At 49.6% G+C, this 22,132-nt stretch carries 21 protein-coding genes; 7 read left to right on the forward strand and 14 right to left on the reverse strand.

Annotation, left to right across the window (positions count from 1 at the left end; all coding sequences use genetic code 11):
• Positions 1-19 precede the first annotated feature (19 nt).
• Positions 20-634, forward strand: coding sequence for a hypothetical protein (locus tag G8768_RS11865; RefSeq protein ID WP_166846710.1), 615 nt, complete (start codon positions 20-22; stop codon positions 632-634).
• Here the strand turns inward: G8768_RS11865 and G8768_RS11870 are convergent.
• The 5 genes from G8768_RS11870 to G8768_RS11890 all read right to left on the reverse strand — a co-directional run bounded on the left by G8768_RS11870 (position 631) and on the right by G8768_RS11890 (position 7,468).
• Positions 631-1,164 (reverse strand): DUF4269 domain-containing protein, encoded by a 534-nt coding sequence (locus G8768_RS11870; RefSeq protein WP_166846707.1) that lies wholly within the window; start codon positions 1,162-1,164, stop codon positions 631-633. The genes G8768_RS11865 and G8768_RS11870 overlap by 4 nt on opposite strands.
• A 58-nt stretch (positions 1,165-1,222) precedes the next feature.
• A complete protein-coding gene (locus G8768_RS11875) occupies positions 1,223-4,339 on the reverse strand; it encodes an efflux RND transporter permease subunit (RefSeq protein WP_166846704.1) in 3,117 nt (1,038 codons plus the stop codon).
• A gap of 7 nt (positions 4,340-4,346) precedes the next feature.
• The gene (locus G8768_RS11880) at positions 4,347-5,585 is read right to left on the reverse strand and encodes an efflux RND transporter periplasmic adaptor subunit (protein WP_166846701.1); all 1,239 of its coding nucleotides are present in this window, start codon (positions 5,583-5,585) and stop codon (positions 4,347-4,349) included.
• 15 nt (positions 5,586-5,600) lie between these two features.
• Positions 5,601-6,953: a TolC family protein gene (locus tag G8768_RS11885; protein WP_166846698.1), complete on the reverse strand. Its 1,353-nt coding sequence runs from the start codon at positions 6,951-6,953 to the stop codon at positions 5,601-5,603.
• A gap of 83 nt (positions 6,954-7,036) precedes the next feature.
• A complete protein-coding gene (locus G8768_RS11890; protein ID WP_166846695.1) occupies positions 7,037-7,468 on the reverse strand; it encodes a hypothetical protein in 432 nt (143 codons plus the stop codon).
• A 343-nt stretch (positions 7,469-7,811) separates the two neighbouring features.
• Here G8768_RS11890 and G8768_RS11895 point away from each other — a divergent pair, with 343 nt between their 5' ends.
• Positions 7,812-8,492 carry a YiaD family glycine zipper/OmpA-like lipoprotein gene (locus G8768_RS11895; protein WP_166846693.1) on the forward strand — a complete coding sequence of 227 codons (681 nt, stop codon included), beginning with the start codon at positions 7,812-7,814 and terminating at the stop codon, positions 8,490-8,492.
• A 90-nt stretch (positions 8,493-8,582) separates the two neighbouring features.
• Here G8768_RS11895 and G8768_RS11900 read toward each other — a convergent pair whose 3' ends face one another.
• From G8768_RS11900 to G8768_RS11920, 5 genes are all read right to left on the reverse strand, one after another.
• A complete protein-coding gene (locus G8768_RS11900) occupies positions 8,583-9,533 on the reverse strand; it encodes an RDD family protein (RefSeq protein ID WP_166846690.1) in 951 nt (316 codons plus the stop codon).
• A 32-nt stretch (positions 9,534-9,565) separates the two neighbouring features.
• Complete coding sequence (locus G8768_RS11905) at positions 9,566-9,829, reverse strand: hypothetical protein (RefSeq protein WP_166846687.1); 264 nt, start codon at positions 9,827-9,829, stop codon at positions 9,566-9,568.
• A 60-nt stretch (positions 9,830-9,889) separates the two neighbouring features.
• Entirely contained in the window at positions 9,890-10,192 is a 303-nt protein-coding gene (locus G8768_RS11910) for a hypothetical protein (protein ID WP_166846685.1), read from the reverse strand.
• A 33-nt stretch (positions 10,193-10,225) separates the two neighbouring features.
• Positions 10,226-10,762, reverse strand: coding sequence for a hypothetical protein (locus tag G8768_RS11915; RefSeq protein ID WP_208020163.1), 537 nt, complete (start codon positions 10,760-10,762; stop codon positions 10,226-10,228).
• Between the two features lie 263 nt (positions 10,763-11,025).
• Positions 11,026-13,239 carry a S9 family peptidase gene (locus tag G8768_RS11920; protein ID WP_166846681.1) on the reverse strand — a complete coding sequence of 738 codons (2,214 nt, stop codon included), beginning with the start codon at positions 13,237-13,239 and terminating at the stop codon, positions 11,026-11,028.
• A 292-nt stretch (positions 13,240-13,531) separates the two neighbouring features.
• On the opposite strand from G8768_RS11920, the gene G8768_RS11925 reads away from it, so the two are divergent.
• The 4 genes from G8768_RS11925 (at position 13,532) to G8768_RS11940 (ending at position 17,189) form a co-directional block, all read left to right on the forward strand.
• Entirely contained in the window at positions 13,532-15,493 is a 1,962-nt protein-coding gene (locus G8768_RS11925; protein ID WP_166846679.1) for a M1 family metallopeptidase, read from the forward strand.
• Between the two features lie 192 nt (positions 15,494-15,685).
• Positions 15,686-16,267, forward strand: coding sequence for a TetR/AcrR family transcriptional regulator (locus G8768_RS11930; protein ID WP_208020164.1), 582 nt, complete (start codon positions 15,686-15,688; stop codon positions 16,265-16,267).
• 22 nt (positions 16,268-16,289) lie between these two features.
• A complete protein-coding gene (locus tag G8768_RS11935) occupies positions 16,290-16,583 on the forward strand; it encodes a YciI family protein (RefSeq protein WP_166846677.1) in 294 nt (97 codons plus the stop codon).
• 6 nt (positions 16,584-16,589) lie between these two features.
• On the forward strand, positions 16,590-17,189 hold the full coding sequence (locus tag G8768_RS11940) for a DNA-3-methyladenine glycosylase I (RefSeq protein WP_166846675.1): 600 nt from the start codon (positions 16,590-16,592) through the stop codon (positions 17,187-17,189).
• 115 nt (positions 17,190-17,304) lie between these two features.
• Here the strand turns inward: G8768_RS11940 and G8768_RS11945 are convergent, their stop codons facing one another.
• The 4 genes from G8768_RS11945 to nhaA all read right to left on the reverse strand — a co-directional run bounded on the left by G8768_RS11945 (position 17,305) and on the right by nhaA (position 20,956).
• Positions 17,305-17,583 (reverse strand): hypothetical protein, encoded by a 279-nt coding sequence (locus G8768_RS11945; RefSeq protein WP_166846673.1) that lies wholly within the window; start codon positions 17,581-17,583, stop codon positions 17,305-17,307.
• A 53-nt stretch (positions 17,584-17,636) separates the two neighbouring features.
• Complete coding sequence (locus G8768_RS11950) at positions 17,637-18,866, reverse strand: threonine/serine exporter family protein (protein WP_166846670.1); 1,230 nt, start codon at positions 18,864-18,866, stop codon at positions 17,637-17,639.
• A gap of 208 nt (positions 18,867-19,074) precedes the next feature.
• Entirely contained in the window at positions 19,075-19,668 is a 594-nt protein-coding gene (locus G8768_RS11955; RefSeq protein WP_166846667.1) for an HD domain-containing protein, read from the reverse strand.
• 97 nt (positions 19,669-19,765) lie between these two features.
• Positions 19,766-20,956, reverse strand: coding sequence for a Na+/H+ antiporter NhaA (gene nhaA / locus G8768_RS11960; RefSeq protein ID WP_166846664.1), 1,191 nt, complete (start codon positions 20,954-20,956; stop codon positions 19,766-19,768).
• A gap of 254 nt (positions 20,957-21,210) precedes the next feature.
• Between nhaA and G8768_RS11965 the strand changes: the two genes are divergently transcribed.
• Positions 21,211-22,119, forward strand: coding sequence for an alpha/beta fold hydrolase (locus G8768_RS11965; RefSeq protein WP_166846662.1), 909 nt, complete (start codon positions 21,211-21,213; stop codon positions 22,117-22,119).
• Positions 22,120-22,132: the final 13 nt, after the last annotated feature.

Below are 22,132 nucleotides of genomic sequence, written 5' to 3' on the forward strand. Positions count from 1 at the left end.
TCGTAAGGGATAGGACATCATGGAAACGATAAAACCCACAGCAAGATCTCTGGATTCAGGCCGCAATGCAAAACATCTTTCCAGCTACCTGAGTCGACACCTATTATTGTGCCTGACAAGCATCCTGATGCTCGCAGGCTGCTCCGAACAACGCCCAGATCTCGACAATCCAATCACCTTTCAGCAGGATTCCCTCCGCTTCAGTTATCCCGGCAATTGGAAAATCATCGAAAACCGAAAAGACGAACATATCTGGTACATCAACCTGGAGTCGCCAGGCACGGCCGTTATTACCATAAATATTTTTGATGAAGTTGATACCATCAGTACAGAAGAATACGCTGAGACGGTTATGGCGGAGCTGGAATCGACATTTGAAGGCTTTATCCATGTCGATAAAAAGAGCGTAGCCCACCGAAAAACCAAAGCGGGCGATGAGATTAAAATTGTCAGCTACTACTACACTCTGGATATCGCCACCATCAAAGTGCCTCACCTTCAACGGCATCGAAAAATCACTTCCGACAGCCAATCACTCTACATGATGACCCAGACCCCCATCGAAGATAAGGCCCTGACCAGCCCGGGCTTTAAGCTTATCAACAGCAGTATAAGCCTGGCGAATCAGAACTAGTGTTCTGAATTCGTGCTCGAATATTGAGACAGAAGAGCGGCCAACTCCTGATCGCTTTTCGCTTCCAGATGCAATATCGCGCGATAAGGCTCCCCGTCGATGTCCAGTAATTTACAGATGGCCGCTTCGGGTTTTAAGCCCTGCGCGCGCAATAAACGAACTTTCTGAGCAAACGCGTCTCCGGCGAGTTCCTTCACCCGCCGCATGATCTGAAAATGCCGATACGCGTTCTGCCTGTGAACCGGTGTTTGAGCACCGTAAATTTCAAACTGAAAACCACCAAAGAAAAAGCGGCAGAGGCAATAGTCTTCTTGCTGCCGCAATTCAAACCCGCTCTGTGATTTGTAAAGTCGCTTCAGATGCTCCGCAAACCGTTGCGGATCTTCATAGCGACAAACAATATCGATGTCACTCTCGGGAGAATGAAAACCCAACAGCAACGTACTGACGACAGCCGCATCATATTCAGCAAGATCGTCTATCACCGAAAGCTCATCGATGGTTTTCTTTAGCCCGATCAAATAGTCCATAGTGTTCTGTTGTTGTAAAAAAAGGCGCCCGGCAGATAGGTACTCGGACGCCGTTATTTTATTTTCGATACACTAAACGGTAAAGGGCCGGTAGCAGTACCAGAGTCAATAATGTGGATGACACAATCCCACCGATAACAACCGTTGCCAGTGGCCTCTGTACTTCAGCACCCGCTCCCGTGTTAAAAGCCATCGGAACAAAGCCCAGGCTGGCCACCAATGCGGTCATAAGGACTGGGCGCAAACGGGCACTGGCACCTTCACGAATCGCAGACAAAACCTCCTTGCCCTGCTCACGCAGATCACGAATAAAGCTCAGCATCACCACGCCATTCAGAACCGCCACACCGGACAAGGCGATAAAGCCAATCACCGCCGAAATGGATAAGGGCATGCCACGCAGACTCAGCGCAATCACACCTCCAGTTAGTGCCAAAGGCACACCACTGAAAATAATCAAGGCATCACGCAATGAGTTGAAAGTGCTGTACAGAATTCCCAAAATCAACAATAAGGTCAATGGCACCACGATACTCAAGCGTTCACTGGCTGACTGCAATTGCTTAAAGGTGCCGCCGTAATCAAGCCAGTAACCCGGAGGGATCTCCAGCTGCTGATTCATCACGACTTGGGTATCGGCAATAAACGAGCCCAAATCGCGCCCTTCCACATTTGCGGTCACCACCACATTGCGCTTACCACTTTGACGGTTGATCTGGTTCGGTCCCTGAATGGCCTGGATATTGGCAATCTCACCCAAGGGGACATAACGCAACTCGGGATTGGCGTCTTCCGGCAAAGCAATCGGCAAACGTTTGAGTGCATCTGTGTTTTCACGTAGCTCTTCGTCAAAACGCACTAACAAACGGAAGCGCTTGTCACCTTCATAGATAACGCCCGCATCAATACCCGCCACTGCGGCACGCACATTCTGCTGAACATCATCGACGGTCAAACCCAGCAATGCCAGGTGATCACGCTCCGGCTCGACACTTAACATGGGCAAGCCCGTGAGTTGTTGAAGCTGTACATCTTTGGCGCCATCAACTTGCGCCAGCAGCTCAGAGACCTGTTTGCCTGCGGCTTCGAGTACCTCCATATCATCGCCGTACACCCGTACCGCAACATCGGCACGCACACCAGCAATCAACTCGTTAAACCGCATTTCGATGGGTTGGGTAAACTCATACTTGTTCCCCGGAACCGGCATCACCGCCGCACGAAGCTCGTCCAATAGTTGAGCTTTGCTTTTGTCCGGGTTTGGCCATTCTTCTTTGGGCTTGAGCACGACATAGGTATCCGCAACACTCGGCGGCATGGGATCTGTCGCCACCTCGGGTGTGCCGATTTTTGAAAATACATGACTCACTTCAGCAAATTCGCTCACCACAGATTCCAGTTGCAATTGCATCTGAATGGACTGTTGTAAACCCGTCCCCGGAATACGCAAAGCGTGCATGGCGATATCGTGTTCGTCTAACTGAGGCAAAAATTCCGAACCCAAACGACTCAATTGCCAGGCGCTACCCCCCACCAGAAGTGCTGCCCCAAGCAAAACAGCCATCGGGGTTCGCACCGACAATGCCAGCAATGGTTGATAGACCTGACGCGCTTTTCTCATCAGGACATTTTCCTTTTCGCTGATATTGCCCCCCATTAGAATCGCCACGGCGGCCGGTACGAACGTAATGGAGAACAGCATTGCACCCAATAACGCGGCAACCACAGTAAAGGCCATGGGGTGGAACATTTTGCCCTCCACGCCAGACAGCGCGAAAATAGGCAAGTAAACCAGCATAATAATAAACATGCCGAATACTGCTGGCTGAATCACTTCACGGGTACCGGCCACCACCTCTTTCAGACGCTCTTCAATAGTCAGCACACGCCCTAAACGATGCTGTGCCAAGCCCAGACGGCGCAGCGTATTTTCCACAACAATAACTGCACCATCGACAATCAGGCCAAAATCGATCGCCCCCAGACTCATCAAGTTTCCACTGACCCGATTGGTGGCCATACCCGTGATCGCAAACAGCATACTGAGTGGAATCACCAACGCAGCGATAAATGCCGCACGGATATTCCCCAGCAATGTAAATAACACCACAATCACCAGCACTGCGCCTTCAAACAGATTAGTACGAACCGTTGCAATGGTTTTGTCCACCAAGCTGGTTCGACTGTACAGTGCAACAGCCTCGACACCGGCCGGCAAACTGTTATTTACGGCTTCGAGTTTTTCGGCAACAGCCGCAGAAACCGTGCGGCTGTTTTCGCCCAGCAGCATAAAGGCCGTTCCCAACACGACCTCTTCGCCGTTCTGGGTTGCTGCGCCACTGCGCAGTTGTTTGCCATAGCGAACATCGGCCACATCACGAATACGCACTGGAGCGTCATCACGCTTGGCAACCACCACCGCACCAATATCTTGCAGATCGCTCAGCTGCCCAGGCGAACGAATTAACCATTGCTCACCATTGCGTTCGATAAATCCTGCGCCGCGGTTCTGATTATTGCGTTGCAAAGCTTGCAGCACATCTTGCAGATCCACTTTGTAGGCGAGAAGTTTTCCAGGCTCAGGCACCACTTCATACTCTCGTTCATAGCCACCGATGCTATTGATCTCGGTAATGCCGGGAACGCGAATCAGCTGTGGCCGAACAATCCAGTCCTGAATGGTTCGCAAATCTTCAGGGGTATAGGCCATGCCGTCTTCACGAAGCGCTCCGGGTTTCGCTCTTACCACATAACTGAAAATTTCACCCAGGCCACTGGAGATAGGTCCCAATGCGGGCTCGATACCGTCGGGTAATTCATTGCGGATTGTTTGCAAGCGTTCCGCCACTTGCTGTCTGGCCCAATAAATATCGGTGCCCTCATGGAAGATCACACTCACCTGGGCAAGACCATAACGCGACAGTGAACGGGTGTAATCCAACTGGGGAATACCCGCCATGGCATTTTCAATGACATAGGTTAATCGCTGCTCCGCTTCTAGCGGTGAATAGCCATCAGCCTGGGCATTGATGACGACCTGTACATTGGTGATATCCGGAACCGCATCAACGGGCAAACGTTTGGCGTTGTAAACACCCAGGCCTGCCAGCAATAAAGTTACCGCCAAAATCAGCCAGCGCCTCTGCACCGCAAAGGCAATTAAACTTTCCATCATTGCCTCCTTAGTGGTCGTGTGCTGCGCCGTCTTTCAAAACGTCGGCTTTGATAATAAAACTGTTTTTAGTGGCGTACTCGGTGCCAGGTTTCAAACCACCAAGCACTTCCGTGTATTCACCATCGCTCTGCCCAAGTTCCAGCATGCGCACTTCAAACTGATCGCCGAATCGACCAAAAACCACCGTAAAATCTCGAAATCCCTGCAACGCTTCGTTGCGAACCGCAAGTTCAACATCACGCTGTGCCGTACGAATATCAGCTTTCACATGCATACCCGGACGCCAATGACCATTGCCGTTATCGATCAATGCGCGGGCTCGGGCGATATGACCACCCGTCATCTGTGGTGCGATATAAATAATTTCTCCGGGGGCTATTTCATGTTGGTGCATGTCAGCCACTCTGACGGGCTGCCCCAAAGCCAATTGCTCAATGTCCTCTGGAAAAGCCGACATTTCCACCCAAACCTTGGAGAGGTCTACAACTCTGGCCAGGGAATTTTCATCGACCCGCTGACCAATACTCGCCATCCACTCCACGACTTCACCACCAATGGGCGCTTTAACGTTGTATCGTTGCAACGTTTTAATATTGCGAAGAGTGGCAATTTTCTGACCAGCTTGAACCTTATCGCCAATGGCGACATGAATTTGTTCCAACACACTGGGATACGGTGCATAGATACCCGCTTGACGATCAATGGGCACCTCAATCACACCAAATAATTGACGAGTAATGTCCAGAGTTTGTGGCCCGGCAATGTCGGTTTCAATACCAGAAGCTTTTGCCATCGCGTCATTGATCAGACTACGCCCCTCATGGCTTTCATACTTCCATTCGTAAGCCTTACCCTGCACCCGCAAACGAACAACAACATCATAGGAATGGGGCTCTACCACCGTTTGCTCGCCACGAAGATAATCACCTTCCGCCTTAAAACTGATCTGATCCACCTGACCGTCAATCCGATGCAACTCCATGGAAAGTTTTCCTTCCTCTGGAGATAACAGCTGGTCGTCGCGGTAAATAAATACCCGCATTTCCGGTGGCACGCCGGTTTCGAAAACCGTAATCTCAGCGGCGATATTGCCTTCTCGCAACAACTTGCCCCCATTGGGTCCTTTCTCTTCAACCGCTTCAGCTTCTCCGCCGTGATCGTGCCCTCCGGCATAAACCACCTGACCACTGACAGCAAGCGCCGACATCAGCAGGACTGACTGTAATAAAATCGTTAATACTTTCATCGTTTATAATCCTGTTTAGCTGGCCAGATTGCGGCCACTGAGACGCTCTAGCTCAATCCACTTCATTCGGAAGTCATTGCGTAATTCAATGAGTTGTCGTTTGATATCCACAACTTGAATTTGAGCGTCCAGCCATTGCAATAGACTGTACTGCCCCACTTCATAAGCACGTTTGGCCGCAGCCTGATACCGCGAAGCTTGTGGGAGCAAATCATTTTCAATACGAGAAATTTGCTCACGGTTATTGAGCAGAGATTGGCGCAGTAACAACAATCGTTGTTGCAACTGCCAGCGCTGACGCGCTTGTTCGGCTTGCTTAATCTGCCAATTGCCATGGCTTACATTGATATCCGCCTGGGCACGTTCGCCCTGTTGCAGCGGCATCGAGAATTCCAGTAGCAGCGCTTGATCCCGGCTGGCCTGAAAGCGGCGTAAACCAAGCCCCAGATTCACATCTACCTGTTTTTGACTTTGGCTTAAATGCCAAGCGGCTTCGGCGACGCGACTTTGAGCATTGGCTAATAGATAATCCGGTGCCGCATTCAAAGCCTCAACGAGCTTTTGCGCTTCAGGCACCTGAAACAGAATGTCATCGCCATCGGCGTGCCACTGCATCGCCTGATCCGCTGCACTGGCGTGTTCACCCAGCCACATAGATTGCAAACGCAAGCTCTGCGCCAGTAACTCCCCCTGAACGTTTTCAAGTAAGGCTTTACTGCTCTGAACCTGCAAACGCATCTTGTCTTTATCAGCTTGGTTTATCGCCCCGGCATTGGCCAAACGCTGAACCGTTTTCAACGCTTTTCGCTGTTCCGTTAGACTCTCTTTCGCCCACTGTTGAATTGCCTGCAAACGTTGCAGCTGATAAAAATTGCGGCGGGTATTGGCCAGAACCTCCAGTTTTAATACTTCATAAGCCTGTTGCTCTGCGGCCAATTCCGCATCAACCAGGCTGGCGCGTTTGGCGGCTTTATCGCCACGTTCGAATAATCTTTGGACCTGCACCGTGATTTCAGCGCTATCCACGCCACTGAACGGGCCAGTACCCAGAACGTTTTCCACGCTGCCGCTCAGCTGCCAAGCTGGCGGACGCGCTGCGATTAAACGTTTGAGATCGTACTGACGCAGATACATAGGAAACTGCTGCAGACGGGGGTTCAGCTCCAAAGCTTTGGCCAACGCTTCGGCCAAGCGGATCGATCGACTTGGCAGCGCCGTTTGCTCACTGGCTTGCGTAAGCCCATTTGGGGCCACGGCGTCCGATGCCGCCAACCCTGGCCCGCTGGCAATTGCCAGCCCCAGCAGTGACAGCGGCAACAAGGATAAACGTCGAGTCGACCTCGACGCGGTGTTTTTCGTAAATATCATTACCTGACTCCATAGGGTAGACAGGCGCGACGCCGTGCCACCCAAAGTGGTTTTTACCTAAAAAAGGGAATAAAAACAGGGAGTTAGGCGGTAGGTGGAGGTACGGGAGGAGAATACGCCCAGCTGAGGTAATTCGGCATTACCTGGATCGGTATTTCCGGAGAATCAGAGCTGTAGAGTTGCACACTGGCTAACATGGATTCCAGTTGCAAATGCACATGACTGCCATCGTCATGCTCTTCATTGGTGAGGTCCAGGACAGTGGAAAACAATCCATCGGTACTCAAGGGCGCCGGGGCTGAACAACTTCCAGCAGATTGCTCTTGATCATTTGAATTCTGATCATGGTGCTGGTCTACAAGATCACTTATGCCCACAAACAGCTGCTCATCCGCATGCAGGTGAAAACCTTCGCCGGCATGATGATCGAGGTCAGCCACATAGTGAAAGGCCGCAATGCTGTTGATCAGCATATGGCTTAACACCATGAATGTGATAAGAAATCGCAGAGCCACAAAACTATCCAATTTGAGTACGGCGGCAAGATTAGCAAAGACAAAGGCACGATACCAGCCCTCGCGCCGGTGCTTTTACAGAGCTTTACCCATAAACCTTGCTCGCGTCGCAGGAATCCTCAATCCAAAATTCAACGCGTGAACCGGTTCCTGTTAAACAAAAATGACACAATTTTCACAATCACTCCATATTCGCTACACAGTTTCGGGGCACTATTTGTATCAGATTTGTAACAACGCTTGTCCGCTTCATCTGCCATTAATCTTTCGCGTTAACAATGCAATGGAACTGGCCGGGACAAAATTGATCAAAACGGCCAACAGAGAAATTGAGGTATCCATTATGACCCTGAAACGCCAAAGCAAAGCTTTTATCGTCGCCGCCATCAGCGCCGGCCTACTCAGCGCCTGTGCAGGAACCGGCAGCCAGCAAGATCGTAACAACACCGCCATTGGTGCCGTTTCCGGTGCCGTGATTGGCGCCCTGGCCGGAGGCCAAATGGATAACGACGGCAACCGTGATCGAGGTCGCATTGTCGGCGCCTTGGTTGGCGCAGCGGCCGGAGCAGGCATCGGTAAATATATGGACAATCAGGAACAAGCCTTCCGTGATGAATTGGCCACCGAACGCCGCAACCGGGAAATTGAAGTCAAGCGCATCAAGGACGACACCATTCAACTGGTGCTGAACAACGAAGTGTCTTTTGATTATGACTCCGCGCGTATTAAACCAAGCTTCCACAGCACCCTGAATAAGATGAGCGAAGTGTTGTCGAAATATCCCGAAACCCGTATCACCATCGTGGGCCATACCGACTCCACCGGCAGCGACAGTTACAACCAAAACCTGTCTGAAAAACGCGCCAGCTCCGTAAAGAGTTACATCGCCCAACAAGGCGTTAACGGCTACCGCGTCGACACAGAAGGCCGAGGCGAAAGCCAACCACGTGCCACCAACAGCACCGCCGATGGCCGCAGCCTGAACCGTCGTGTTGAAGTTTTTGTGGTAAGTACAGGAACTTAATTTCCTGAGAAAAGACTAAGAAACAAGATTCAGTTTTGCTCGAACATTAAACCCTGCCAGAGCACAGCCCAACACTTTGTGTTGGGCTTTTTATTCTAGCCTCTCGATAAGCTCTATAGGCTCGAAGCTGTATTTCCTAGACGACCAATTTGCAGAAATACCAATATCATAACCATAGCTTAGTTGAAGTTGCACCACATCTTTTCTCAGTGCTTCTGGATAACAGCTGACGACAACTCGAGCCAACTTCTCCGCAAATTTTTCATCTTCCAATCGATCCTCATAAAGAGACACCTTTATACTCAGAAACGTTTTAGTCTCCTGAACCTCCCCTGTGGAATATAAAGTTGAAGATCCTTCCACAATTGCTGCTCTAGAGACAACGGGATTTATGTGCAATACAGATCGCGCATTTTCGATCCCGGAAAGCTGATGCTCACCTAATAAATTTGGTAGAAATAAAGGAGAAAAGCATGAAATGACCCAGATAGAACCTACAAACACATAATGAGCTTTCCAGACTTCGGCAGTCTCTACCTTACTACAACTGACATTTACCACAAATGTACTTGCAAGCAAATCATGTAAACTTTGACGCGTTCGCCTGTTAAATATATACAGGTACACAATGGAGAAAATACCACCAAAGGTTACGAGCGAGAGCAACCCAAGGAATATCCCATCAAGGTCAAAGTCAGGAAAATACAGGCCATTCAACGAAAACGGCAAGGTAAGAACGAGCGCTCGAAAATGAGAACGAGAAAGTGAAATGGGTTTCCCTTGGGAATCTACAACTTTAATGTTAACCGCCCTCTTTCCCAGAGTCTGACCACCAAAGCACTCACTGTTCATATACGAAAAGTAAGCTAGAGAGATAAAAAAACCTATAACCTTTCCCCACTCACCCAAACGTATAAAAACATCCTCTAAGAAGATTCCTAAAACAAACCCCAAAACAGAAAGCGCCAATGTATCCAAGATCAACGCCAGAATACGTGACCAGAAACTCGATACTGACACTGTATTACCCGTTGCCGACATTTACACAAACTCCCTTTCTTTCATTAAACTCATCAACCGGCATTACCAATAATTTCAGCTTCAAACATAAGCAAGACAAATAACAGCCAAATTCCCAAGATACAAAATGCTACAATGCCCTTCTCCCAGTAGGCAGCGGCAAAGCCCCACCAACGATAAATCCGCTCCAACGACGACATAAGCCCTATGCTGGCAATGATCGCAGAAATCACATTACAACCTAAAGTTAACAAAACAAAACTCAAACAACCGAAAACAAAAGTAACCCACAGAAAAACCTTAAAGTTATTGATCATAGATTTTTCTTTGCAGGTTATTTGATTAAACAGAAAAGCAAGCCGCATATCTTCACCCGCCTAAAGCTTTTCTTTCACACAAATACCAGCCTTATAGTTATAACTTCCACCTGAGTCCAAGCATCGGTCAACGTCAAATGATTCTAATAGAAAAGAAAAGCTGAGATAACAAGTGAAAATAATAAAGATCCAACAGATAAAACCGACAAGAAGAACTACAAACCTATCAGGATCAACTCTCCAGCCACATGCTCTGCATATCAGTGACCCCAATCCCCTCAAAAACAATTCACCAACAATATCAACCAGCAAGTAGCCAACTGGACGAAAAATAAAGGCGACAAAATCAAATATTAATTCCATAATAAAATCAGCAAGATTGACCCACTATTCCACTCATCCCGCATCTTTTATTCCAGAAGAATAAAATAGCGCCTGATAGACGTCAAAAGCAGAGTTAAAGCAAGTGAAGTCACCTTTATTCAGAACGCGAATATTTGGCCTTTCTGCTTTATATCCCTCACTATTACCTTTTGTATGCTTAGCAACCTTCGCGGTCTCCAATGAAGGTAAAGGCTTCCCTGGGGCCGCGCCAAAGAAATAAAACGGACCAAGTTCAAGGGTTTCTTCATTAAAATAGACCCAGATGATACAGCCAGAAGGCTTTTCGGAAAGTTTGACATGAACATTTTGCTTAGACACTCTGGCACCACTATACGATGACTTCAGCTGAACATGGCGCATGACGCGATTGGCTTCCAGAACTACATCATATCCCGCATTGTCAACCTCAGGTTTAGCTACCTCCAATAGGCAATCATCATATTTCCATGAAATCTTTAACAGCTCACCGATAAACAAATGCTCAATAAGCTTTTCTCGATAGGAGGAGTGTTCCGAGTGCTTAGTTTTCATACCTACTTCAACCATCATCCTTAATGTGGCCCATAATCTATTGCGATAAAAGAATGTTTACAAGCCCCAAACTACCCCAATTCAGATCTCAAGCCCGGGGCCTAACCCTGGGGGCTTCTTCGACAGGAGGCGAAGCAGAGCTACATGGATGTACTTGTGCGTCCCCCAGGACTAGACCCCGGGCTTGAGATCGTCTCGAAGGGCAGTTCAAAACAAGACCCCAAAAACAAAAAAGGGCCAGCAACTGCTGACCCTTTTCTCAAACCTAAATCACCCCCACCCTACTGGAACTTCTCAATAAAGTAGTCCGTAATTTCCTTAAACACATGGGTACGCTGACCATCGCCTGTGATCCCGTGTTTCTCACCCGGATAGGTCATCAAACGAAACTTCACGCCATTCTTCTGCAGTTTTGCCATCAAGGTTGTCGCGTGAGTGAACAACACATTGTCATCGGCCATGCCGTGAATCAAATACAGATCGGAAGTCATACCGTCCAGATGCGGGAAGATGGCGCTGTTTTTGTAGCCCTCTTCGTTTTCCTGAGGCAGGCCCATATAGCGTTCAGTGTAATGAGTATCGTAAAGCATCCAGTCGGTCACCGGTGCAACGGAAACACCAGCAGCAATTTGATCAGAGGCTTTGGAAAGCATCATCAACGTCATATAGCCGCCATAGCTCCAACCGAACACACCGATACGCTCTGGATCGACAAACGATTGGGTTTTCAGGAACTGAATACCGACCAACTGATCCTGCACTTCCGGATCGCCCATGTTTTCATAGATCGGATCTTCAAACTTCTTACCACGACGCTCGGAACCGCGGTTGTCCAGAGTGAACACCACAAAGCCCTGCTGGGCCATGTATTGATCAGTCAAACCCCAACGGCCATCCCAGCGACGTTGAACCTGTTGAGAACCCGGACCGCCATAAACACGCAGGAAAACCGGGTATTTCTTTTTAGGGTCGAAATCTTTCGGGCGCAACATCTGATAATACAGATCCCCCCCCAAACTGGTGCTCAACTTACCGTATTCTGGTTGCTGCAAGCCTTTAAAGTAAGGGAATAAGGCATGTCCCTCTTTTACCTGATTGGCGGCCAGCAAAGTAATCAGCTCGCCATTGGATTTGTGCAAGCTGACCTGACTTGGAATCAAATCATCAGACCAGGAATCAATATACACGCTCGCGTCTTTGGCAAAGCTGATATTGTGCCAACCGCGCTTGCGGCTGATACTGCTCAAGTTTTTACCATCGAAATCTACACGATAGAGTTGTTTTTCAAGCGCAGAGGCCTTGGTGCCCGTAAAGTAAATTTGCTTCCGCTGTTGATCAACAGCTTCCACCTCATCGACCTGCCAATCACCTGATGTAATGGCATTTTTCAGCTTGCCTTTGCCATCGTACATATAAAGATGCTTAAAGCCGCTGCGCTCGCTGGCCCAAATAAAGTCACCGTTTTTCAGGGTACGCAGATCTTCGTGAAGATTAACCCAGGTTGATGAACTTTCGCTTAGCAAAGTAGTTGGTTTGCCACCTTTGGCAGAATACAACAACAGATCCAAGCGTTGTTGTTTACGATCCTGGCGCTGTACAAGAACACCCGAACCGTCCGCCAGCCACTTTACGCGCGCCAGGTAAATGTCTTTCTCTTTACCCAGATCCAGCTCGATAGGTGCACGCTTGTTTTCCGGGTCCAGAATCGCGAGGCTGATTAATACGTTTTTGGTGCCAGCGCCTGGATAACGCTGCTCGATCACCTCGGTACGATCGGCATAGATTTCAGAACGCTTGGCGATGGGCACAGGCGTCTCATCGAACTTGGCCGCTACGATGGCGTCTTCATTTGGTGACCACCAGTAGCCGGTCATACGCTTCATTTCTTCCTGGGCCACAAATTCGGCCATGCCCCAAGCCTCGTTTTTATTCGAGGTGCGCGTTAGCGGGCGAGCCTTACCGCCTTTGGTATCGGAAACCCATAGATTGCGATCACGTACAAAGGCCACGTAATTGCTTTTTGGAGAAAGCTTCGGGTCAGTCGCAAAGCCTTCGCCATTGGTGAGCGCACGAGTATTCTGCTTGGCGATATCGTAAAGATACAAATCCCCGGACAGAGGAAACAGCAATTGCTTGCCGTCATTTGAGAACTGGTAACTCACGATACCCGAAAGGCTGGAGATGCGGGCGCGCTCGCGGCGGGCTTTTTCTTCATCAGACAATTCTTCTGCGGCACCGCCACGCAATTTCAAAGAATCCACCAACATGCTGGTTTTGCCGTCAGCGATATTGTACTGCCACAAATCCATGCGGCCGGCATCGTCTGCACGTCCTTGTAAGAAGGTCGCACGCTGACCATCAGGGGACAACTTCAAACTCCGTGGTGCAGAACCGGACAGATCCGGATCATCAAATAAACGGTCTATGGTCAAAGGCTCAAATGCCATCGCTTGCACTGTGCTCATTAAGCCCACTCCCAAAAGCAACTTTTTCATGGGGGTTCCTATTTCTTAAATTCCGGCCAGAGCATAGCGGTTGGCCCCGGGGCAAGCAAGCCACCGCCCCTCGGCAAGCCAGCAGCTGAGGCCCTCACAGGCCGAGTCGTTATATTTTTGTATTTCTGGCGTCTTATATAGTGGCTTGGCGCCGCTTCTTATGTGCACCCTGTTGCCGGTAAACCACAAGGGGCCAACAGACCGCTTAAAGAGATATTGCAAGCCAGGCCAAAAAAGGCCAAGCTAAGCGCCGAATTGACCCAGCTTTGGGCAAACCGAATTGGAGACCATTATGCAACTGACATTGCGTCATACCTGCCTGGCCGCCCTCGTGGCACTGGGCGTAGGCTGTACAGAAAAAGATCAAACACCAGCCAAAGTCACCGTCGAAGAGAGCCAGGCCGCAGCCAATGCTGATGCTGAACTGGCCACCGCCGCGGCCATTGCGAATGCCGATGAAAAGGCCATTGAATCCGGTGTAGATTACCACTCTTACGCGAATATGCTGGACTATCAGGTTCAGCACATTGCACTGGATCTGGACATTAACTTCGATCAAAAGACCATTTCGGGTACTGCTACGCTGGACATCGATGCTTTGAACGAAGACGGCAATCCGTTGATTCTGGATACCCGGGCTCTGAGCATTAATGCCGTTGATGGTCTGGATGGCCCACAAACTGCTGCACTGAAGTTCAAACTGGGCGAGGAAGACGCCCACCTCGGTACACCGCTGTCGATTGATCTGGCCGGTCAAAAGAAGATTCGCATCAGCTACAGCACCTCACCCGGCGCCTCCGGCGTGCAGTGGCTGACGCCCGAACAAACTGCTGGCAAAAAGCACCCGTTTCTGTTTACCCAGGCCCAGGCCATTCATGCTCGCAGCTTTGTTCCACTCCAGGACTCGCCAAAAGCTCGCATTACCTACAGCGCAACGGTACGCACACCTAAAGACCTTCTTGCGGTAATGAGCGCTAACAACGACCCCAAGACCGACAAAGATGGCGAGTACCATTTTGAAATGCCACAAAAAGTGCCATCCTACCTGATTGCACTGGCCGTGGGTGATTTGGAATTCAAGGCCATGGGCGAGCGCACCGGCGTGTATGCCGAGCCGAGCATTCTGGACGCCGCAGCGAAGGAGTTTGAAGACACCGAAGCCATGCTGATCGCTACCGAGAAGGTATACGGCCCCTATCGTTGGGATCGCTACGATCTGTTGATTCTGCCCCCCAGCTTCCCATTTGGCGGTATGGAAAACCCGCGCCTGAGCTTTATCACCCCAACCGTTATCGCGGGTGATAAAAGTTTGACCGCACTGATCGCTCACGAACTGGCTCACTCCTGGTCCGGTAATCTGGTGACCAATGCGTCCTGGCGCGACCTGTGGCTGAACGAAGGTTTCACAACCTACCTCACCAACCGCATTATGCAGTTGATTTACGGTGACGATCGTTACCGCATGGAAATGGCCTTGGGCTATGAAGATCTGCAATCTGATATGGCTGATCTGGAAGATGCCCGCGAAATCATGGCCATCGATCTGCGCGGCATGGACCCGGATGCCGTGTTCTCAAACGTGCCGTACGAGAAAGGTTCTTTGTTCCTGTACGAACTGGAAAACACCATCGGCCGTGAAAACTTCGACAAGTTCCTGCGTAATTACTTTGATCACTTTGCGTTCCAGAGTATTACGACAGAAGACTTCCTGAACTACGTTGAGTCCACCCTGCTGGCTCAATACCCGGACAAGCTTTCCAAAGAACGTTTTGAACAGTGGATTTTCCAGCCCGGTTTGCTGGAAGACGCTCCCAAGCCCCATTCACCGGCTTTTGAAAACGTCGATAAAGCACGCACCGCCTGGTTAGACGGCAGCCTGGCGCTGGATACCATTGATGTCAGCAAGTGGACCAGCCATGAGTGGAAGTACTTTTTGGACGGCATGCCTGAAGAGCTGAGCCCTGAGCAAATGGCGGCCTTGGACGCCCAGTTCAATCTCACCAATGCAGGTAACAATGAAGTAGCTCACAGCTGGTTAATGCTGGTGGTGAAAAACGATTATCAGCCTGGCTTTGAACGCGTACACAGCTTCCTGACCAGCATTGGTCGTAATAAGTTCTTGCGCCCGCTGTATCGTGCTCTGAAAGAAAACGGCAAACTGGATTTGGCACGCGAGATCTTTGAAGAAGCCAAGGTGGGTTACCACCCATTAAGTGTTAAGGTAAACAGCACGATTTTGTATCCGGAGAAGTAAGCTCCCGATCGATACAATACTGAGCATGTAATGCTGATAAAAAGCCCGGTTTTTACCGGGCTTTTTTATGCCTGAGTAAAACTGCCCCCTATTCTCTCCCCTCATTTCGAAGCATCGACCGGGATATTGGAAGCATTGACACGCTAGGACAAGCATCCTATCATTCTAGGACAGTCGTCCTATGAGTAAGCTATGTCCAGTAATATGATCAGGCCCGGCAAAACGACCAAAGAATCCATTGTCGATATCGCCGATGAGTTGTTCTACCAGAAAGGCTACGAGAAAACGTCTTTTTCGGATATTGCCCATGAAGTCGGCATTACCCGGGGTAACTTCTATCATCACTTCAAAAGCAAAGATGACATTTTGGCGTCCGTCATTGAAAGGCGCCTGGAAAACACAGCGCAAATGCTCAATCAGTGGCAGGAGGAAGGACAATCGGCCTCAGCTCGAATTGAATGCTTTATCAAAATACTCATCATGAATCGCGCCAAAATAACGCTCTATGGTTGCCCGGTAGGTACATTGACCACAGAACTCAGCAAACTGGATCACCCATTGCTTGAGAGTGCCAATGAAGTGTTCTTACTTTTTTCAAACTGGCTGGAAAAACAGTTTTTGGCATTGGGCCATAAGGAACAGGCCAAAGACCTTGCCCTGCACCTGCTCGCTCGCAGTCAGGGAGTCGCCACACTCGCCAGCGCATTTCACGATGAGGACTTTTTGTATAAAGAAGTCGAAACCCTCAAAGAGTGGTTGCATCAATACCATTAATTATTCCAACAGGAGGTAAACAGTGTTTATCGTTTTTCTGAAATTCTCCGAACATCGAGACAGGGCCAAAGATTTTATGGCATCGCATAAAGCCTGGGTGAAACAAGGAATTGACGATGGAGTCTTTTTACTGGTGGGCAGCCTTAAAGGCAATCAGGGAGGTTGTATTGTTGCCAGTGGCGATGATCACTCAGCGCTGGAGACCCGTGTTCACCAAGACCCCTTTGTCATTGAAAAAGTTGTTCAACCGGAAATCCAGGAGTTCACACCATCGATGAGCACTGAAAGCCTCAGCTTTTTGATCAATGAGGATTAAATTGAAATGACAGGAAAGAAAAACAACACCCTATCTCGCTGCAAGTGGTGCTTGGTCAGCGATGAATACATTCGATACCACGATATGGAATGGGGTTACCCGGTCAGTGATGATCAACGCTTATTTGAGAAAATTTGCCTTGAGGGGTTTCAGTCAGGCTTAAGCTGGCGAACAATTTTAAGCAAGCGGGAAAACTTTCGGAAGGCATTTAAACACTTCGACTTCAACAAGGTTTCTCGATTTACCGAAAAGCATGTGGAAAAGCTTCTGCAAGACGAAGGTATTGTGCGCCACCGTGGAAAGATCGAAGCCACCATAAACAATGCCAAGCGAGCCAAGGAAATGGTCAAGGAAGAAGGCTCCCTCGCCGCTTTCTTTTGGCGTTATGAACCGGCGGAAATACCGCATCCACCACAAACGGTATCGACCAGTGCAGAATCAATCGCGATATCAAAAGAACTGAAAAAACGCGGCTGGAAATTTGTTGGCCCAACCACGGTATACGCGTTTATGCAGGCCATGGGGCTCGTGAATGATCACGCTGAACACTGTGAATACCGGCTAAAAGCCATCAAGGCCCGAAAGACATTCAAGAAACCGGTTTAGTTCTATCTCTTGGCAAGGTGCCCAGGGCGGTATACGCACAGCGGTTTGTGATTTCCCTGAGTACTCGCCCGGCTATAAGAATAGAATCCGCCTGAACATTCAGAAAAACATCGATTCAATCGATCTTCTCAATGGTCGTCGTCGCAATGGGCGACTGTACCAAGCGCTTTTTGCCATCTACGTTTGCATAGAATACATAGTAGCCCTTTTCAGGCACGGAGGTTACTTTACCATTGGTAACCGTGTACACCTTATTGTGACCGGCGATATACACTTTGAAATCGCCACCCAGCATCGTGTCCATGGTGCGATTGGCGTTATTGATCTTGTCGCAGGCAGTAAGGCTCAATGCGGCGATGCTGATGACAGCGAAGGTCTTGATGAATTTTGTCATTTGCAATGTCCTGGTTATCTGTGGGTGCACAATACTAGCGCCACACCGTTAACTTAAAGTGAACGCTTCGGGTTCACCACGATATTGGAGAAAATCAAACCTGCCACCAGGGACATCAGAATCAGAAATGCCTGGGTGCCTATCTGGTCAGCCGGAACGATTTGCTGACCACTGACCGCCGTATTGATACCGATATAAATTTTACTGCCTGGTACCAGTATCACCATACCTTGCAAGGTCACGATAATGGCCGGGGATTTTAACCAGCGAGCGTAAGAATTGGCATAGATACCCACAGCCAATGCCCCAAAGAAAGTCCCCAGCGCCAAGCCAAAGACCTGGGCAGCCATCACGCTCACACTGTACGCAATCACGCCCGAGAGAATTCCCCAGAAGCCGTCGCGCAGACGCGCTTTGAACATGATGACCAAGCTGGCCGAGAGTGCCAGTACCGCGATCCAGGATGTCCATTCGGGCAATGGAGTTGTCGGTTGATAGTCAACTTTGCCCCAACACACATAGCCCAGGGCCATTCCGAGTACTGCACCAAAGTACAGCTTGAACATGAGCATCAGGGCATCCATCACCCTGGCCGTACCGGAAGTCAGTTCCCGCGCCGATAATTCAGCCAGCCCCACCGTCAGTGCCAAGCCCGGAATAAAGGCGATGATGCTCGCCAACACCGCCAGGGAGGTGTTCAGGTGGAAATCGTATTGGGAAACCCCTACCGCAATAAATGCCGCCATCATCGCTGACAGAGGCTCCAGAGCCTCCGCCAGGCGCTTGGAATACTGGGACGCAAAGATCAAACCATAAACCAGCAAACTGATCACAAAGGCAACCACCACATCGTCCCAGCTGGTGCCCATCAACATAGCAAAGGCACCTCCGGAAATACCAAAGGCAATCAGATTAAGCCAATGGGGGTACGGTGGGGGTCGGCTGGTAATATCGTCCAGCCTGGCCAAGGCATCGGTCAAATCGCGCTCACCGTTCACCAGCTCTTCAACCAGCTTATCGGTGCGAGCCAATGATCCCAAATCCAGTTCGCCGGGTTTCACGCGAACGGTGTAATGGTATTCCTGATTGCCTCGCTCACCTTTAGGCCACAGTACAACCGTGAGCGCAGTGGGCGCCACAAGAAAAGATCCATCCAGGCCCATCGCCTCAGCGACATTTTTCAGATGTGACTCCAGGCGGTAGGCCGGCGTCCCGAATTTGTGCAGGGCTTTGGCCAAACGAACCAAAAACTTACGTTTACTTTTAAACGAAGCAGATGTCATAAGCGAACTCGAATATCCGCTTCTGAATCACACAGAGTGCGACCCGGAAGCTTGGGAAAAACAATTACGATGCTGGAGCTGAAGCCGCGCCAGCCATAGGCGACTACAAGTGTAGGTAAGTAAGGCGATTGTAGCGAGTTTAGAGCCTGGGTCAATGCAGGCACAGCCAGTTTATCTGACGAAACCTCGGGGCGAAATCGAGAGCCAATCAGCCCTCTTGCAGCCAGCCTTTGTCCAACGCGATATCGATCTGCTCCAGGGCGTATTCCCACAATTTGGGGGCGCTGTGTTCCAGATATTTATTGCGCGCAACCACTTTGCTGCGGCTCACCTGATGACGACGCCAGCTGCCGCCTTCATTGTTCATATTCTGGATCAAAGGCAGCAGGCAATCCATGGCCTTGGCAAAGCGGGCATCAGCGGATTCAGCATCTTCATATTCCTGCCACAGGGTGCGGAAATCCGAGGCCTGTGAATCCGGCAGTAAACCAAACAAACGATCCGCCGCTTCGCTTTCTTTATCGGCCTTGGAGGCGATATCCGCCGCACTGGCAAAGGCGAAGGTATCACCGGCGTCGATCTCGACAATATCATGCAGTAGCAGCATCAGGCAGGCTCGATGAATATCCACAGGCTCGGCAATCATCGGGGCAAACACATGGGCCATTACGGCAATATGCCAACTGTGCTCGGCACTGTTTTCAAAACGGCCCTTATCATCCTTAACGGTGGTTTGGCGGTAGACGGCCTTGAGCCTGTCCATCTCCACAATAAACGCCAACTGCTGCTGTAAATCTTGCATAAATTGAAACCTGTAACTTTTTCAAGCTAAGTGTAGCTTATTTAGCCTACAGATTTCTTACGGTTTTGTCCTGAGTCGTATTCCCTTCACACTCATCCTAAGTGGATTTGAGGTTCTTGCGCAGAATCACAAAGCCCAGAACGCCGGACAACAGTGAGCCCAGAATAATGCCCAAGCGTTCGTCAAAGAGCAGATTTACGCCGGTTTCCTCAAACGCAAGCGACCCTACAAACAAACTCATGGTAAAACCAACGCCGCACAAACAAGCCGTGCCATACAACGACCAGAGATTCATACCCTTGGGCAGCTTTGCCAAACCGCTTTTTACAGCAACAAAGCACAAACCGAAAATGCCCAGTTGCTTACCAACAAACAAACCCAGAGCAATACCCAGGGGGACAGGGTGCAACAGCTGTTCAACACCGATGTCTGCCAATGGCAGCCCTGCATTGGCAAAGGCGAATACCGGCAGAATAAAGAAAGCGACCGCGGTGTGCAGATCGTGTTCCAGGCTTTTCAGCGGCGAGCTGCCATCAGTGGCATACATGGGAATAAAGAAAGCCAGCAACACCCCCGCCAACGTCGCGTGCACGCCAGATTTCAGCAGTGCCACCCACATCACCAGGCCAATGAAGAGATAAATACTTTTTGACTCCACACCTGCCCGATTCACCAAATACAATATAAACAGACAAACGGCAGCGATGATCAGGGCACTCATGGAAATTTTCGCCGTGTAGAAAAATGCAATGATCAGAATCGCACCAATATCATCAATGATCGCCAAAGAACTCAAAAAAATCTTCAGGCTCAATGGCACTCTCGGGCCAAGCAAAGCAAGGATACCCAGCGCGAAAGCAATATCCGTTGCCGCAGGAATGGCCCAACCTTTCAGGGCCACAGCATCTTGCCAGTTAACCGATGCGTAGATTGCCGCCGGCACAAGCATGCCGCCAATCGCACCAATCGCTGGCAGTAAAATATCCGCCGGGCGTGACAACTGCCCTTCCAGCAATTCACGTTTGAGTTCAAGCCCAACCATAAAAAAGAATACCGCCATCAGGCCATCGTTAATCCACAACAACAGTGGCTTTGCCAGACCGTAGTCGCCCAGCTGGATGCTGAACGGCAGTTGCAGAAACTCCTGATAATGATCGTTCCATGGAGAGTTGGCCATGATCATAGCCAACACCGAGGCCCCCACCAAAATCAGGCCCGCCAGTGCTTCCATCGAAATAAAGGATTCCTCATCCTTCAAGGTATTCTCTTTTACAAAATTATTGTCCATCGTCTTCCATTAGTTTATTCAAACGGCTCGATAGCATGCCTGAAAACTCGCCCCAGACTTAGAAAAACCGGGCAAATTTTTGTAAATAAAACGCACACTTTATGTGACATTTGATGCCAGCTCTATCTTTTATATATCTTCATTCCCAGACACTTGAAGTCCGGAGCATGGACGGGAATGACCAAAATTCTGCCATCTCGGCCATGTGGCAGCGAAGCGAAGCTTGTTAGCATAAATGCAAAGGGGGTGAAGCCATGCCAGAACTCAGTCCAGCAGAAGAATTTGAACAACCAACACAAAACAGCAATACATTTCAAATCGATTCCCGTAAACATTCCTACCTCGTTAAAGGCGAAGGCCCTACCGTTATATTGCTGCACGGTTTTCCGGATAACGCCGAAACCTGGCAGGCACAAATCGATTATCTGGCGGACGCAGGTTATCGCTGTATTGCCCCAACGTTGCGCGGTTATGAAAGCCGTTCTCTGGCTGAGCGTTACTTTGTGATGGACAGCGTAGAAGACGTTCGGGCCATTCAACAGCAATTGAATCTCGAGCAGTTTCATCTTATTGGTCACGATTGGGGGGCGATCATTGGCTATGCTTTTGCGGCAACCTACCCTGAGGCTTTGAAAAGCTTGAACTGTCTGGCAATTCCCCACCTCTCAATTTTTAATTTGGGCTTAAAAGAAGTCCCCCGGCAACGTAAAAACAGCGCTTACATCGCTTTCTTTCAGATCCCCTATCTGTCCGAGTGGTGGTGCCGTCGTAATAACTTTGCCTTTATCGAATGGCTCTGGCGGCGCTGGTCTCCCAGCTGGAATTTCACAGAAAAAGACATCGAAAGCGTTAAACAGCAATTGTCCCAAGACGGGGTTATGACAGCGACCCTTGGCTTTTATCGCCACCTGTATCGCAAAGGGCGTGAGCCCAGTCAGGCCGCCAGCGTCGCCAAAATAAAAGTGCCCTGTCAGGTACTGGCTGGGGAAAATGATGGCTGCATGGATATTCGTATGTTTGAAATCCTCCAGCGGGAGAAGCCTTTTCTGGATGCTTATCAATTGCATATTATCGATGGTGCCGGCCACTTTATGCAGCGCGAACAGGCCGGCAAAATCAATCGTCTATTGCAGGAATGGCTCGATAAATACGAACGATTCTAATAGATTTCGTATT

Origin of the sequence: Pseudoteredinibacter isoporae, from assembly GCF_011602085.1 — a bacterium.
GTDB classification, from domain to species: domain Bacteria; phylum Pseudomonadota; class Gammaproteobacteria; order Pseudomonadales; family Cellvibrionaceae; genus Pseudoteredinibacter; species Pseudoteredinibacter isoporae.